Consider the following 13754-nt stretch of genomic DNA (forward strand, 5'->3'; position numbering starts at 1 on the left):
GTCAGTTCCTCGGTCCGTCAGTGGGCGTTGGAGTTCTGTGCGTTGTAGGTTCGCTCTTTCACGTCGACCTCGACCTTGACCGGGCCGGCCTTCTCGAACCGGAGCTCCACGGTGACCTTGTCCCCGACGGCCGGCTTGCTCTTGAGACCCATGAACATGATGTGGTTGCCGCCCCGCGCCAGCTTCAGCTCGCCGTTGGCGGGCACGTCCATCGACTGGACCTGCCGCATCTTCTGGTCCTTGGTCTCGTGGATCTGAACATCGTCCGAGAGGGGGCTGGTGACGCCGGTCAGCTTGTCGGCGGTCTTCGAGTCGTTCTTGATGACCATGAACGCGCCGGCCATCTCGGCGTTGACCGGTTCGGGGATGAAGGCCCCGCTGACCGTCATCCCGGTCGTGGCGCCGTCGGCCGAGTCGGAGGAGTCGGACGAGCAGCCGGATATGGCGAGCGCGGCCGTCAGGGAGAGAGCGGCGGCGAGGGTACGGGTGGTGCGGTGGTTCACGGGTTCAGTCCCTTGACGAGCTTCGGCATGTCCTTGGTGTAGTCATCGACGGTGGTGCCCTCGCCGTAGAGGGCGTAGCCCTCGTCGGTCTTGGGCGAGAACGCGATGACCTGGGCACCGTGCATGGAGACGACGTCTCCGTCGGCCTCCTTCTTGGCGGCCTCGATGCCGATGCCGAGCGAGCGCGCTGCGGCCTGGATGGTGGTGAAGTCCCCGGTCAGTCCGACGAAGGACGGATCCTGGGCCTTGAGCCACGAGCCGAGCGACTCGGGAGTGTCCCGTTCGGGGTCCGTGGTGACGAAGACGACCCGGAGGTTGTCCTGGTCGGCCTTGGGCAGTGCCTTTTTGGCGACGGCGATGTTGCTCATCGTCAGGGGACAGACGTCGGGGCAGTTGGTGTAGCCGAAGTAGATGAGCGTCGGCTTGCCCTTGGTCTGCTCGCGCAGGTTCCACGGCTGTCCGGTGGTGTCCGTCAGGACGAGCTCGGGCTTCTCGAAGGGGCGGTCGAGGACCGTCGCGGCCCCTGCCTTCTTCTCACCGGTGATCTGGGTGACCGACCCGGTGTTCTCGGTCTTTCCACCGCCGCAGGCGGTGAGGGTGAGGGCGGTCGCCACCGCGAGGGCGGCGACCGTCACACGTGTGGTGCGCATGGAGGAATGTCCCTGTGATCGGGGAAGGTGCGGATGTTCTCGAAATGACACGGCCGGATGACTCGGCCGGATGACACGGCCGGTGTCCGCGACGGGTCAGGAAGCGCGCCGACGCGAGGCGATCCCGAAGGCGACGCCACCGAGGCCGATGACGATGCCGGCGATGCCGAGCGCCCGGGCGGTCGTGTCGGAGCTCGTGGCGGCCTCGTCGTGGTGGTCGCCCGCCGCCTTGTCGTCCTTGCCGGAGGCCTTCGCCTCGTCGGCCTTCTTGTCACCGGAGTCGTGGTGGTCGTCGCCCTTGGCGGCGGTCAGCTTCAGCACGGGCGCGGGGGTCTGCGGCTCCGGGGCGCCTTCCTTGGCCTCCTCGATCCAGCGGACGACCTCGTTGTTGTCGTACGTCTGGATCGCCTTGAAGACCATCTGGTCGGCGTTCTCCGGAAGCTTGCCGACGGAGACCGGGAACTGCTGGAACTTGCCGGGCTCGATCTTGCCGCCGGACCAGGTCACCTTGGTGACGGCCTCGTTGATCTGCTTGCCGTGCACGGTGAGCGGCTTGTCGAGCTTGCTCTTCTCGACGTTCACCGTCCAGCCGGGGATGTCCTGCGGCATGACGGACGTCAGCGGCTGGTCGATCGGGAAGCTGACCTCCAACTGCGTGGTCGACGCGTTGTCGCGCTCGTTGGGGACCTTGAAGTTGATCGTCGCGTAGCCGCCCTTGGTGGCTTCGCCGGGCTGCACGCCGACGTGCGCGAAGGCGGGGGCGGACAGGACGAGGACGGTGCCGGCGGCGATGGCGGCGGCGAAGGAGACGCGAGAGGTCTTCATGGCGGGAACACTCCACGGAGGCAGGGGTGACGGGCTCCGCACACGGGCGCGCGCGGAGGTCGCGGCACCGGTGTTCCCGTGGCTGTGTGCTCCGGGAGGCGGGTGCCGCGTCAGGCTGCGAGGGCGAGCGCCGGAGGTGGTCCGCGCCTGATCACCGTGTGCTGGAGCGCTTCGCGGCCGGTCGCCGCGGCGGGCGCGGCGGAACCGCGTCCGGCGCGCCGGGTACGGACGGGCGCGCCCGGGATGCCGGAGGCGAGGGCGCGTACGAACGCCAGCGCGGTGCGCAGCGGACGTACGGGGTCGGCTTCGGCGGAGAGACGGGACAGTTCGAGGAGACGGACCAGTGCGGCGTCCCCCCGGCCCAACAGCCAGCCGGCCGCCAGTGCGGCCAACAGGTGCCCGGCGAGCATGGCCGGGCTGAACAGCCCGGTCGCCTGCTGCCCGGCGGCGTCGGCCAGGTGTTCGTGCGCCGCGTGGCCCTGTGCGGCGGCCTGTCCGGCCAGCGTGGCCGGGTCGAGGCCGGCGGCCTCCAGAATCCTCCGGGCGTCGGCCGGGACGAGCGGTACGGAGTTGCCCCCGCAGACCAACTGGGCGGCGAGCGCCGCGAGGGAGGTGTCGGAGTCCGCGGCCGTCGCCCGCGCTGCGGCTTCGCCGTGCTGGCCGAGGCCGAAGAGGGTGTGCAACCCGACCTGGCCGAGGGCGAGCGCGGCGGCGATGCCGCCCGGCGAACGCCGACGTCCGGAGAGCGGGGCCGCGACCGCGAACACGGCGACGAAGGCGGAGACCGGCGCCCACCACGGCACGGAGGCGCAGGAGGCGACGACGTGGCCCACCGCGGACAGCACGACGCAGACCGCGGCGAACACCGCGGCCCGGGTGGTCCGGAGCCCGGCTCCGGTGCGCGTCGTGTGGGGGGCAGTCATGGCCGGGCCATCATCGCACTGCGCTTAGGCCCTGCATACGGCAGGTATAGGGACCCTTGAGTTGCGGCCTCCGGTCAGGTCGGGGTCAGCGGGGGCGACGACAGAAGTGGCGGCGAGGGCGGCGCGAGGGCGGAGACGGAAGCGCCGGCGGAGGCGGCGGTGACGGGCGCGCCGTTGGGGCACGCCGGCACCCGCGTACACGGCGTCCCGGGAGTGCCGCATCGGCCGAATGAGGGCTCCGCCGGCCGTGAGGGGCTTACGGTCCACCCGGGGCGGCAATAGGTAACCGTATGAGCATCTGGTGGTCTCTCCACTTGAGGCGCGAAGCTGCGAGCGTGCCGCTCGCCAGGCGACTGTTGCTGGGGACGATGGAGACCGCGGGGGTGGACCCGGACATCTCTTTCGATCTGTCGGTGGCACTGACCGAGGCGTGTGCGAACGCGGTGGAGCACGGCGGCCGCGGGGCGGGCCCCCGCTGCGGCTCCTCCGACGTCGACGCCCCGGGCGGTTCCGTCGGCGGTGACGGGGATGGTGCCGACGATCCGGACGGGACCGGGGCGTACCACGTCACGGCCTATCTGGACGGGGACTGCTGCCGCATCGAAGTATCGGATTCCGGCCCGGGGTTCCCGGCCGCGACGGTGGCCCGTCACAGACCCTCCCTGGCCGAACACGGCCGGGGCCTGCACCTGATCGAGGAACTCGCGGACCACGTCCGGTTCCGCAACCGGCCGGGTCGGGGAGCCGTGGTGAGCTTCGACAAGATGCTGAAGTGGCGCGACGACGCGCTGCTGAAGGTGTCCTGACCGCAGCTTCGGCGCAGCTACCACCGCGACCGCCGTTACGGCCGCGACCACGCAACCGTCGCGACCCCGGCAATCGCCTTGGACGTGCCGGTGGGCGGGACCTCCGTAGGAGATCCCGCCCACCGCGAAACACGGGCCGCGGAACAAGGCCGCGCAGCAGAGGGCCGCGAAACCGACCCTCGGGTCCCGCCCGGCCGCGCCCCGCGGGGCCCGGCTCCGGACTCAGGCCTTGAGGCGGGCCATCCACGCCTCGACGTCGTCCGAGGTGCGCGGCAGGCCGGCCGACAGGTTCCGGTTGCCGTCCTCGGTGACGAGGATGTCGTCCTCGATCCGGACTCCGATGCCCCGGTACTCCTCGGGCACGGTCAGGTCGTCGGCCTGGAAGTACAGGCCCGGCTCGACGGTCAGGCACATGCCCGGCTCCAGCGTGCCGTCGACGTACGCCTCGGTGCGCGCGGCGGCGCAGTCGTGGACGTCCATGCCGAGCATGTGGCCGGTGCCGTGCAGGGTCCAGCGGCGCTGCAGGCCGAGCTCCAGGACGCGCTCGACCGGGCCCTCCAGCAGGCCCCACTCGACGAGCTTCTCGGCCAGGACGTGCTGCGAGGCGTCGTGGAAGTCGCGGAACTTGGCACCCGGCCTGACGGCGGCGATGCCGGCTTCCTGGGATTCGTACACCGCGTCGTAGATCTTGCGCTGGATGTCGGTGTAACTGCCGCTGATGGGCAGGGTGCGCGTGACGTCGGCGGTGTAGAGGGAGTGGGTCTCCACACCGGCGTCGAGGAGCAGCAGGTCGCCGGAGCGGACGTCGCCGTCGTTGCGGACCCAGTGCAGGGTGCAGGCGTGCGGGCCGGCGGCGCAGATGGAGCCGTAGCCGACGTCGTTGCCCTCGACGCGGGCGCGCAGGAAGAAGGTGCCCTCGATGTAGCGCTCGGACGTGGCCTCGGCCTTGTCGAGGACCTTCACGACGTCCTCGAAGCCGCGGACGGTGGAGTCGACGGCCTTCTGGAGCTCGCCGATCTCGAAGGCGTCCTTCACGGCGCGGGCCTCGGAGAGGTAGACGCGCAGTTCCTCGTCGCGCTCCTTGGTCACCTTGTCGGTGAGGGCGGTCTCGACGACGGAGTCGTGGCCCCGGACGTTGCGGACCGGGCCCTCGGCCTCGGCGAGCGCCTCGGCGAGCTCGCGGACGTCCTTGGCCGGGATGCCCAGGAGCTGCTCGGCCTCGGTGAGGGAGTGGCGGCGGCCGACCCAGAGCTCGCCCTGGCCGGAGAGCCAGAACTCGCCGTTCTCGCGGTTGGAGCGGGGCAGCAGGTAGATCGTGGCGGTGTGCCCGGTCCCGCCCGTGGGCTCCAGGACCAGGACGCCGTTCTCGGTCTGGTCACCGGTGAGGTACGCGTACTCGGTCGAGGCGCGGAACGGGTACTCGGTGTCGTTCGAGCGGGTCTTCAACCGGCCGGCCGCGATGACGAGGCGGTCTCCGGGGAAGCGCGCCGACAGCGCGGCGCGGCGCTCGGCCGTGTGGGCCGCCTGGGCGATGGGCTCCAGGCCGCGGAGTTCGGTGTCGGCCCAGCCGGTGCGCATGCTCTCCGCGAGTTCTTCGCTGACGCCCGGGTACAGCCCGTTCTTGCGCTGCTTGTGCTTCTTCTGGGGCTGCTCTTCTTCCGGGGTCTCCGGGGTGAGCTCGTCAGCCACGTCTTCTCCTCAGCTGCTACGACATGCAGGTACCGGGTATGGACCTCATCCATCGTATGTGCGAAGAGAAGGCGTCCGGCGGGACCTGTGACATATCAGTCAAACCGGACGATCGCCTTCCGTGGCCGCGCGCTCCCCCGCCCCGGCCGAACCGCACGGCTCAGCCGACCCGGACCCCGAGCCCGACCCGGACCCCGAGCCCGACCCGGACGGTCAGTCGAACCGGACGGCGAGCAGCACCACGTCCTCGTCCGGGTCCGCGCAGGGCGCGGCCGGGTCCTCCCCGGGCAGCACGGTCCGCAGGATGTGGTCGCAGATGGCCCCCGGGTCGTCCCGAGCGGTACGGGGAACCCCCGCGGCCGCCGCGTGCAGCCGGGCGTACGCCCGGTCCATGGCGTCACCGGTGCGCCGCAGCAGCCCGTCGGTGTAGAGCAGCACCGTTTCTCCGGAAGCGGGCTCGATCTCCACGCTCGGGGCCTCCCAGCAGGCGAGCATCCCCAGCGGCGCGGAGAGCGAGGTCTCCACGTACTCGGTGCGCCGCTCGCCGATCAGCAGGGGCGGGGTGTGCCCGGCCCCGGCCAGGATGACCTTCCGGGCGGCGGGCTCGCAGTACGCGAAGAGCGCGGTCGCCGAGCGGGCGGGCTCGGTCAGGCGCAGCAGGAGTTCGAGGTCGGACAGGACGGCGACGGGGTCCTCGCCCTCCATGACGGCGTACGCGCGCAGCGAGGCCCGCAGGCGCCCCATCGCGGCGACGGCGCTCGGCCCGGAACCGGTGACGGAGCCGACGGCCAGTCCCATGGCTCCCTCGGGCAGCGGGAGGGCGTCGTACCAGTCGCCGCCGCCGCGCGGTCCGGTGTGGTGCCGGGCGGCGAGCTGGACCCCGGCGATCCGGGGCAGCCGGCTGGGCAGCAGTTCCTCGGCGACCGTGGCCAACCGGGTGCGGGAGCGGTCGACCTCGACCATCCGCGCCAGGTGCTCGGCGGCGTGCCGGACGTAGAGCCCGGCGAGGTCGCGCTGACGCTCGTTGGGCTCGGCCTGTTCGTCGTAGAGCCAGACGGCCGCGCCGAGCCGGCCGGTGGCGTCGGCGGTCAGCGGCAGCGCGTAGCTGGCCGCGTAGCCGAGCCGGGCCGCGACCTCGCGGTGGCGGGGGTCGACGGGGGGCTCGTGCCCACCGGTACCGGGGCCCGCCGGTGCGGTGCCGGGTTCGGGGAGCACCTCGGAGCCGCCGTGGGCGTCGGGGAGTCCGTCGAGGATGCGGCCGTAGGAGGTGGCGCTGCGCGGCACCGTCTCGATGTGGCCGAGGTCCGCGCGTCCCAGGCCGAGGCCGATCGTGGTGGTCGGGCCGAGGCCGTCGGAGGGCTCCAGGACGACCAGGCCGCGACGCGCGCCGACCAGAGTGGCTCCGGCCCGCAGGAACTCCTGCAGGGAGGAGTCGAGATCACTGGCCCGGGCGAGGCGCTCGGTGAGCTCGTGGAGGGTGGTGAGGTCGGAGACCATGCCCGCCAGCCGGTCCTGGATGACGCTGCTCGCGGCAGGCTGTGCGGCCTGGGCGGGGGTCGTGCGTACGGGCGTGGAAGCGGGCGTGGGCGCCGGAGTCTGCGCTGACGCTGTAACTGCTGGATCGATTCCAGCCACTTTCGGCAGATGCGGGGCGCTCATGGCGTCCGCCTTTCCACCTGGTGCGATTCGCCATATAGCATCGCAAACCCCCAGATCGTGCTGCGCCGCCATCGATGGATTTACATCTACACGCACACGAGGAGCGATGTCCAGCATGGCGCCAGCGGGAATCCTGGTGTCCGAGGGACGACAACTCACTGTCCGGCCAGGGGTAAAACTTGGCCGGAAAAAGCGGCAAGCGGACGGTTTTTGCGATCGACTGGGCGGGCGTCGCAGGGGCTTCGGGTACGTAATCGGTAGTGCCCAGGGTCAGTTGACGCCTCCCGGCACCGCCGGGAACCGCCCGGCACGTGCCGTCGTCCTTAGCGGCGGCAGCCGGTCTCGACACCGGTGCGGGTCGCTCTCCGCCCCCGCCGGACGTTTGATGGACCCGTACGAAACTGCACGAACCGTGTGAACCTGCTTCCGGCGGACAGTGACGCGAAACGTGTACGTGTGGTGAAACACCGCTCACGCGGTGTGATGTGGCCCCTCGGCGTTCAACGGAAAGGAACGAGCGCTCATGCGCGAGATCCTCGGAAGGCGTCTCCAGCGGCTCCGCGACCGGTGGAGGACCCCGCGCGCCGCCTCGGCGGCCGCAGTCGCGGGACCCACCCCGCTCGATGCGGCGCTCACGTGCGCCACGCTCCTGCGGTGGCCCGTGCTCCCGGGCGTGGGCCGGGCCGGCGCGGACAGTGCGCGCTGCGCCTGCCCCGACCCCGATTGCGTGGTGCCCGGCGCGCATCCCTTCGACCCCGGTCTGCTCGCCGCCACCACCGACCCCCGAATGGTGGCCTGGTGGTGGGCCAAGCGGCCCAGTGCGCCGCTGTTGATGGCCACCGGCGGCACCGCGCCGTGCGCGGTGAGCCTGCCGGCCGCCGCCGCCGCGCGGGCCGTCGTACGGCTGGACGCGCAGGGCATGCGTCTGGGGCCGATCGTCGCCACGCCGACCCGGTGGGCGCTGTTGGTGGCGCCGTACTCGCTGGAGCGGCTCGGCGAACTCCTCTACGCCAAGGACCACGTGCCCGCCTCGCTGCGTTTCCACGGCGAGGGCGGCTACCTGTTGCTGCCGCCCTCCACTGCTTCGGGCGGTGGGCAGGTCTGTTGGGAACGCGAACCCGCGACGGGGCGGGGCGGCCCGTGGCTGCCGGACGTCGAGGCGGTCGTGGACGCGCTCGTGGAGGCGAGCAGCGGCGCCCCGGGCGGTGGCAGCCGGCTCGCCTACTGATCGGCGACCCGAGAAGGGAACGTGCGGGCGGGTGCCGGGAGATCCCGGTGGCCTCCGCATCACTCGTACGGGTGCCGACAGGGCCGGTTTCCAAGGGAATTGGGCGCGGGGATCTCCGGGGCCCTTTCCGGCGTCGCTATCTTCGGCGAATGAATCTCCGCCTGATCGGTATCGGCGCCGGTGTGCTGGTCATCTTGTCGCTTCCCCTCGCCGGGGCGATCGCCGGGCCGGATTTCGCCGGTCAGGATGACGGAAAAGGCGGGGGGTTGCTCTCCTCGCTCGGCCTTTCCGCTCCTTCCCGCACGCCGGAGGCGACCCGTGTCGCGGATGCGGCGCGGTCGGTCGAGCGCGAGGCCCTCCCGTCGCGGCCCGGTCCGGACGTGCGGCCCCCCACGGACACCCGGTGCGGTCCGGAACTCTCCTCCCCGCACGGGGTGGAGGCGCAGACCTGTGTCCTGGAGAGCGGTGGTCGGACCTGGGGGCGCAGCTACTACCGCAACACCAGCGGGCGGACCCTGGACGCCGTGCTGACCGTCATGGGGCCCGAGGGGCGCACGGTGCGGATCCGTTGTGTCGTCGGCGCGGGGGACGAACCGGGTTTGTGCGAGACGCCGCAGGAGGAGTCCGCCGGAAAGCCGATCGACTACTCGGCCGTAGCGGAATTTGCAGTTCCGGATGCGGAAGGTCAGCTGCTCCTGCGGTCCGGGAGCAACTCACCGGAGCCGGGCGACGGTTGACCGTAGCCTGAAATGGAAGGGCCCGGTCGCTGGCGACGGGGGATGCACCAGCGACCGGGCTACAAGAACGGTAACAAGAGATCGCCTGTTCGCAAATTCGATCTCTGATATTCGGACACCGATTTGCAGGCGATTAGAGGGAGTTGCGGTCGCCACGACGGCGCCCGCGGGCTCCGGGACGTCAGCTGAGCGTCACCTGGCGGTTCGTGAGGCCACCGCGTGCGCGGCGCTCCTCGGCGGTGAGCGGGGCGTCCGCGGACAGGGCTGCGGCGAGCCGCTCCGCGAACTCGGCCGCCGGCTTCTCCACGTCGTCGGCGGAGACCCCGGTGGGCAGGTCCCAGACGGGGACGACGAGGCCGTGCGCCCGGAAGGAGCCCACGAGTTTGGTGCCCTCACCGAGCGAGGAGGTGCCGGCGGCGTGCAGTCGCGCCAGCGCGTCGAGCAGCTTCTCCTCGGGGTGCGGCATGACCCAGCGCAGGTGGTTCTTGTCCGGCGTCTCGCACCAGTAGGCCGCGTCGACGCCCTCCAGCTTCACCGTCGGGATGGCGGCCGCGTTGGCGCGTTCCAGCGAGGCGGCGATCTCCGGGGAGGAGGTCTGGGCGCTCTCCGACTCCGGAATCCAGAATTCGAAGCCGCTGTGCACAACCGGCTCGAAAGCGCCGTCCAGGTCCAGCAGGTCCTGCAGTCGGGTGCCCTCGGCCGGAACTCGACGGGCCGGAACCGGCGTTCCCGGGTCCGCCACGAGCGCGCGCTCCAGGGTGTCGGCCATGTCGCGGGCCAGGTCACCGGTGGTCGAGTCGTTCTGCAGGCCGAGCAGGACGGAGCCGTCCTCGCGGCGCAGGGCCGGCCAGGCCATGGGCAGTACGGTCACCAGCGTGACGGACGGGACGCCCTCGGGCAGTCCGCCCTTGAGGGTCAGCGGGATGGTGGCCGCGGGCACGAGCTCGCGCAGCGCCACCCAGTCGCATTCGCCCGGCAGCCCCTCGAAGGGACGCTGCACGTGCTCGGTGACGGCGTGCGCGGCGGCCGCGCCGTGGCAGGCCTTGTACCGGCGACCGGATCCGCAGGGACAGGGCTCGCGCGCGCCCACCACCGGGATCTCCCCGTTGTTGAGCTGCGGCTTCGCGGTCTTGGCTGCGGGGCGCTTCTTGGCCATCGTGGGTGTCTCCCGGTTGCGGCGGTACGGCGGTCTCTCTGGTCGCGAGCCTAGCCGTTCGTACCGCCGGAACCGGTGGGGTGCGGCCGGGAGCACGGTCGGCGTGCGCTCCCGGACGGCCGCCCGCGCGGATGACCGGTACTGCGGGGAACCGTGCGGATCGTGCGCGGGACGCGGGACGGTGCGGATGGTCGGTGGGGACGCTCCCGCCGGCGGGTTCCCCGTCACGGATCCAGATCGTCGAAGGCCGATGCGAAGCCGATCGCCGGGGCGGTGACGCGCGTAGCGAAATCGTCGTGCCGAGCCCCTCGGGCAACGATGACCCACACGGTGACCTCGCCCGCGACCCCGTCCCGGACGCCCCAGTCCTGGGCCAGGGCGCTGATGATGTTCAGCCCGCGCCCGCCCCGGGCGGTGACCGAGGGGGTGGCCGGAACCGGGCGGGTGGGACCGCCGCCGTCCGTGACCTCGACCGTCAGGCGTCCCGCCTTGTCGACGCGCCACGCGGCACGTATCTCCCCGTCGCCGATCTCCCGCGAGCCCAGGGGCCGGCCGTGTCGGCAGGCATTGCTGAGCAGTTCGGAAAGGATCAGTACGGCATCGTCCACGACCGATTCGGACAGGCCGCTGATGCGAAGTTGTTCGCGCATGCGCTGTCTTGCCTTGCCCACGCCCGCCGGACCATGGGACACGTCCATGCACGAAGACGTGGGCACTTCTTGTGCCATCACCAACGCCACCCCCGGTACCTCCTTAGCCCCACGCCATGATCTGGATGCCCCAATGGCCTGGACCGGAAACCGCCACGACCGGGTCCTCCGACGCATTCATGACCACCGAACGCGGAGCGGATGCGCCGGAGCACACCCCGTCACCGGCGGGACGCCCGTGACGGGTGCGCACATGGGTACGTCAGCGCCCCAGTTGTGACAGAACCTGACGGGGTCTGTTCGTGATGATCGCTTCCACGCCCAGATCGGCGCACAGCTGCACGTCTTCGGGCTCGTTCACGGTCCATACGTGTACGGAGTGCCCGGCGGTCTGGAGCTTGCGGATGAACCCCGGGTGGCTGCGCACGATCCGCATGCCGGGTCCGGCGATCCGGACCCCGGCGGGCAGTCGGCCGTCCCGCATCCGGGGCGAGATGAACTGCATCAGGTACACGGTCGGGATCGTCGGGGCGGCGGACCGCACCCGGTGCAGGGAGCGGGCGGAGAAGCTCATGACCCGGACCGGGTGGGGGCCGTCGGCGGGCGGGGCGTCCAGGCCGAAGCGCTTGAGCAGGAAGAGGAGGCGCTCCTCCACCTGTCCGGCCCAGCGGGTGGGGTGCTTCGTCTCGATCGCCAGCTGGACCGGCCGGCCGGCGTCGGACACCAGCTCCAGCAGCCTTTCCAGGGTGAGGACGGAGGTGCGCTCGGGATCGGCGTCCCAGTCGGGGGACTCCTCGCGGTCCTTCCAGGAGCCGAAGTCGAGGGCGGTGAGGTCGGCCAGCTCCAGGGCCGAGACGGCGCCGCGACCGTTCGACGTACGGTTCACCCGGCGGTCGTGGACCAGGACCAGATGGCCGTCGGCGGTCAGCCGGATGTCGCATTCGAGGGCGTCGGCGCCGTCCTCGATGGCCTTCCGGTAGGCGGCCAGGGTGTGCTCGGGGGCATCCTCCGAGGCGCCGCGGTGGGCGACGACCTGGATGGGGCGCGGCGTTGCGTGGGTCACCCGGTCATGGTGCCATCGTGGCGCACCCGCGCGTCGGGGCGAGTCCTGGGGATGCGCCCGAAATGTCGGGGATAAAGGATGGGGGCAGACGCACAGGTCCGGCTTACAGTGCTCTGACGGGTCATGGGAAAGGCTTCACCCTGGAACTTGTGCGGTGCGTCGAACGTTTAGTCGGACCGGAGTCGGGTCGATATCGCCAGATATTTCCAGCAGCTGTGCCAGCCGTATAAGCCGTGTGTGACGAGGAGAGAGCGCTGTGAGCACCGAGAACGAGGGCACCGCGGCCCCGACGCCCCCCGCGGCCCCGTCCGCACCTCCCGTGCCGGTGGCCGCTTCCACACCCGACGCGGCTCCGGCCGACGGGGTCCCCGGGACCCCGGCCGCGCCGGATCCGGGCCCGGGCGTCGAGCGGACCCAGCAGCTTCCGCCGACCGTGCCCGCGGCGCCGCCGCATGCCCCGGACCACGCGCCGGCCACGCCGCCCGCTCCCGTGGACCCGGCCGCGCCCGCCCAGGGCTACGCCCAGGCGCCGCCCTACGGGCAGCCCGCCCCCACGGCCGCGTACGGCGCCGAGGGCTGGCCGCCTCCCCCGCCCGCGGTTCCCGCGTACGGGGCCGGAGGTCACGGCGGCGGTGGTTGGGGCGCGCCGCTCGGCACCGACGGCACCCCTCCCCCCAAGCCCAAGGGCAAGGGCGGCCTGATCGCGGGCGTGCTCGTCGCGGCCCTGCTCGCCGGCGGCGTCGGCGGCGGCATCGGGTACTGGGCGGCGGAGCGGAACGAAAGCGGCTCCGGTTCGACGACGATCAGCGCGAGCACCCCCAAGGACCTCAAGCGGGACTCCGGCTCGATCGCCGGCCTCGCGGCCGCGTCGCTGCCCAGCGTCGTCACCATCGAGGCCTCGTCCTCGTCCTCGGCGGGGGACGGTGAGGGCGGCACCGGCACCGGCTTCGTCTACGACCAGCAGGGCCACATCCTCACGAACAACCACGTGGTCGCCTCCGCCGCGAACGGCGGCAAGGTCTCCGCGATCTTCTCCGACGGCAAGAAGTACGAGGCCGAGGTGATCGGCCGGGCACAGGGCTACGACGTCGCCGTCCTCAAGCTGAAGAACCCGCCCGCCGGCCTCAAGCCGCTGGCGCTGGGGGACTCCGACAAGGTGGCCGTCGGCGATTCGACCATCGCGATCGGCGCACCGTTCGGCCTGTCGAACACGGTCACCACCGGCATCGTCAGCGCCAAGAACCGTCCGGTGGCCTCCGGTGACGGTTCCGGCAGCAAGAACTCGTACATGAGCGCCCTGCAGACGGACGCCTCGATCAACCCCGGCAACTCCGGCGGTCCGCTGCTCGACGGCCGAGGCGCCGTGATCGGCATCAACTCGGCGATCCAGTCCGCGGGCAACGGCGGCTTCGGCGGCGGCCAGGCCGGTTCGATCGGCCTCGGCTTCGCCATCCCGATCAACCAGGCCAAGAACGTCGCCGAGTCGCTCATCAAGACGGGCAAGCCGGTCTACCCGGTGATCTCGGTCTCCGTCGACCTCCAGGCCAAGGCCGACGGTGCGAAGGTCTCCGAGCAGGGCGCCCCCGCCAACGAGCTGGTCGACCCGAACGGCCCGGCCGGCAAGGCGGGCCTCAAGCCCGGCGACCTCATCACCGAGTTCGGCGGCAAGCCGGTCGACAGCGGACCGACCCTGATCAGCATGATCTGGACGTACAAGCCCGGCGACACCGTGAAGCTCACCTACCAGCGCGACGGCAAGCCGACCACGGTCGACATCACCCTCGGCTCGCGCGTCGGCGACAAGTAGCGGGCGGATCGCGCCGGTGGACCTCCGGTCGACGGGGCGATGAAACAGGCTTGATGGC

At 71.6% G+C, this 13754-nt stretch carries 13 protein-coding genes; 4 read left to right on the forward strand and 9 right to left on the reverse strand.

The features are described from left to right. Positions 1-17: 17 nt before the first annotated feature. The 4 genes from ACZ58N_RS22815 to ACZ58N_RS22830 form a co-directional block, all read right to left on the reverse strand. A complete protein-coding gene (locus ACZ58N_RS22815) occupies positions 18-503 on the reverse strand; it encodes a copper chaperone PCu(A)C (protein ID WP_471162809.1) in 486 nt (161 codons plus the stop codon). Beyond that, positions 500-1153, reverse strand: coding sequence for an SCO family protein (locus ACZ58N_RS22820; RefSeq protein WP_471162812.1), 654 nt, complete (start codon positions 1151-1153; stop codon positions 500-502). The genes ACZ58N_RS22815 and ACZ58N_RS22820 overlap by 4 nt, the downstream gene beginning before the upstream one ends. Before the next feature lie 96 nt (positions 1154-1249). Then, positions 1250-1978, reverse strand: coding sequence for a YcnI family copper-binding membrane protein (locus ACZ58N_RS22825; protein WP_471162814.1), 729 nt, complete (start codon positions 1976-1978; stop codon positions 1250-1252). A 110-nt stretch (positions 1979-2088) separates the two neighbouring features. Continuing rightward, positions 2089-2901, reverse strand: a complete 813-nt coding sequence (locus ACZ58N_RS22830; protein ID WP_471162817.1) for a hypothetical protein — start codon at positions 2899-2901, stop codon at positions 2089-2091. A 290-nt stretch (positions 2902-3191) separates the two neighbouring features. Here ACZ58N_RS22830 and ACZ58N_RS22835 point away from each other — a divergent pair, with 290 nt between their 5' ends. Further along, a complete protein-coding gene (locus ACZ58N_RS22835) occupies positions 3192-3707 on the forward strand; it encodes an ATP-binding protein (protein ID WP_471162820.1) in 516 nt (171 codons plus the stop codon). Positions 3708-3929: 222 nt separating this feature from the next. On the opposite strand, the gene ACZ58N_RS22840 is transcribed toward ACZ58N_RS22835, so the two are convergent. Beyond that, positions 3930-5396, reverse strand: coding sequence for an aminopeptidase P family protein (locus ACZ58N_RS22840; protein WP_471162823.1), 1467 nt, complete (start codon positions 5394-5396; stop codon positions 3930-3932). Positions 5397-5609: 213 nt separating this feature from the next. Then, positions 5610-7172 carry a PP2C family protein-serine/threonine phosphatase gene (locus tag ACZ58N_RS22845; protein ID WP_471162826.1) on the reverse strand — a complete coding sequence of 521 codons (1563 nt, stop codon included), beginning with the start codon at positions 7170-7172 and terminating at the stop codon, positions 5610-5612. Between the two features lie 406 nt (positions 7173-7578). Here ACZ58N_RS22845 and ACZ58N_RS22850 point away from each other — a divergent pair, with 406 nt between their 5' ends. Together ACZ58N_RS22850 and ACZ58N_RS22855 are read left to right on the forward strand one after the other, a co-directional pair. Next, the gene (locus ACZ58N_RS22850) at positions 7579-8283 is read left to right on the forward strand and encodes a bifunctional DNA primase/polymerase (RefSeq protein ID WP_471162829.1); all 705 of its coding nucleotides are present in this window, start codon (positions 7579-7581) and stop codon (positions 8281-8283) included. Between the two features lie 149 nt (positions 8284-8432). Then, complete coding sequence (locus tag ACZ58N_RS22855) at positions 8433-9020, forward strand: hypothetical protein (protein ID WP_471162832.1); 588 nt, start codon at positions 8433-8435, stop codon at positions 9018-9020. A 181-nt stretch (positions 9021-9201) separates the two neighbouring features. Here ACZ58N_RS22855 and ACZ58N_RS22860 read toward each other — a convergent pair whose 3' ends face one another. From ACZ58N_RS22860 to ACZ58N_RS22870, 3 genes are all read right to left on the reverse strand, one after another. Further along, complete coding sequence (locus tag ACZ58N_RS22860) at positions 9202-10176, reverse strand: DUF5926 family protein (RefSeq protein ID WP_471162835.1); 975 nt, start codon at positions 10174-10176, stop codon at positions 9202-9204. A gap of 224 nt (positions 10177-10400) precedes the next feature. Further along, a complete protein-coding gene (locus tag ACZ58N_RS22865) occupies positions 10401-11003 on the reverse strand; it encodes an ATP-binding protein (protein ID WP_471162838.1) in 603 nt (200 codons plus the stop codon). Positions 11004-11088: 85 nt separating this feature from the next. Next, positions 11089-11889: a glycerophosphodiester phosphodiesterase gene (locus tag ACZ58N_RS22870; protein WP_471162841.1), complete on the reverse strand. Its 801-nt coding sequence runs from the start codon at positions 11887-11889 to the stop codon at positions 11089-11091. A 256-nt stretch (positions 11890-12145) separates the two neighbouring features. Between ACZ58N_RS22870 and ACZ58N_RS22875 the strand changes: the two genes are divergently transcribed. Next, positions 12146-13696 (forward strand): S1C family serine protease, encoded by a 1551-nt coding sequence (locus ACZ58N_RS22875; RefSeq protein WP_471162844.1) that lies wholly within the window; start codon positions 12146-12148, stop codon positions 13694-13696. Positions 13697-13754: the final 58 nt, after the last annotated feature.

Source organism: Streptomyces sp. NPDC040432, assembly GCF_055595445.1.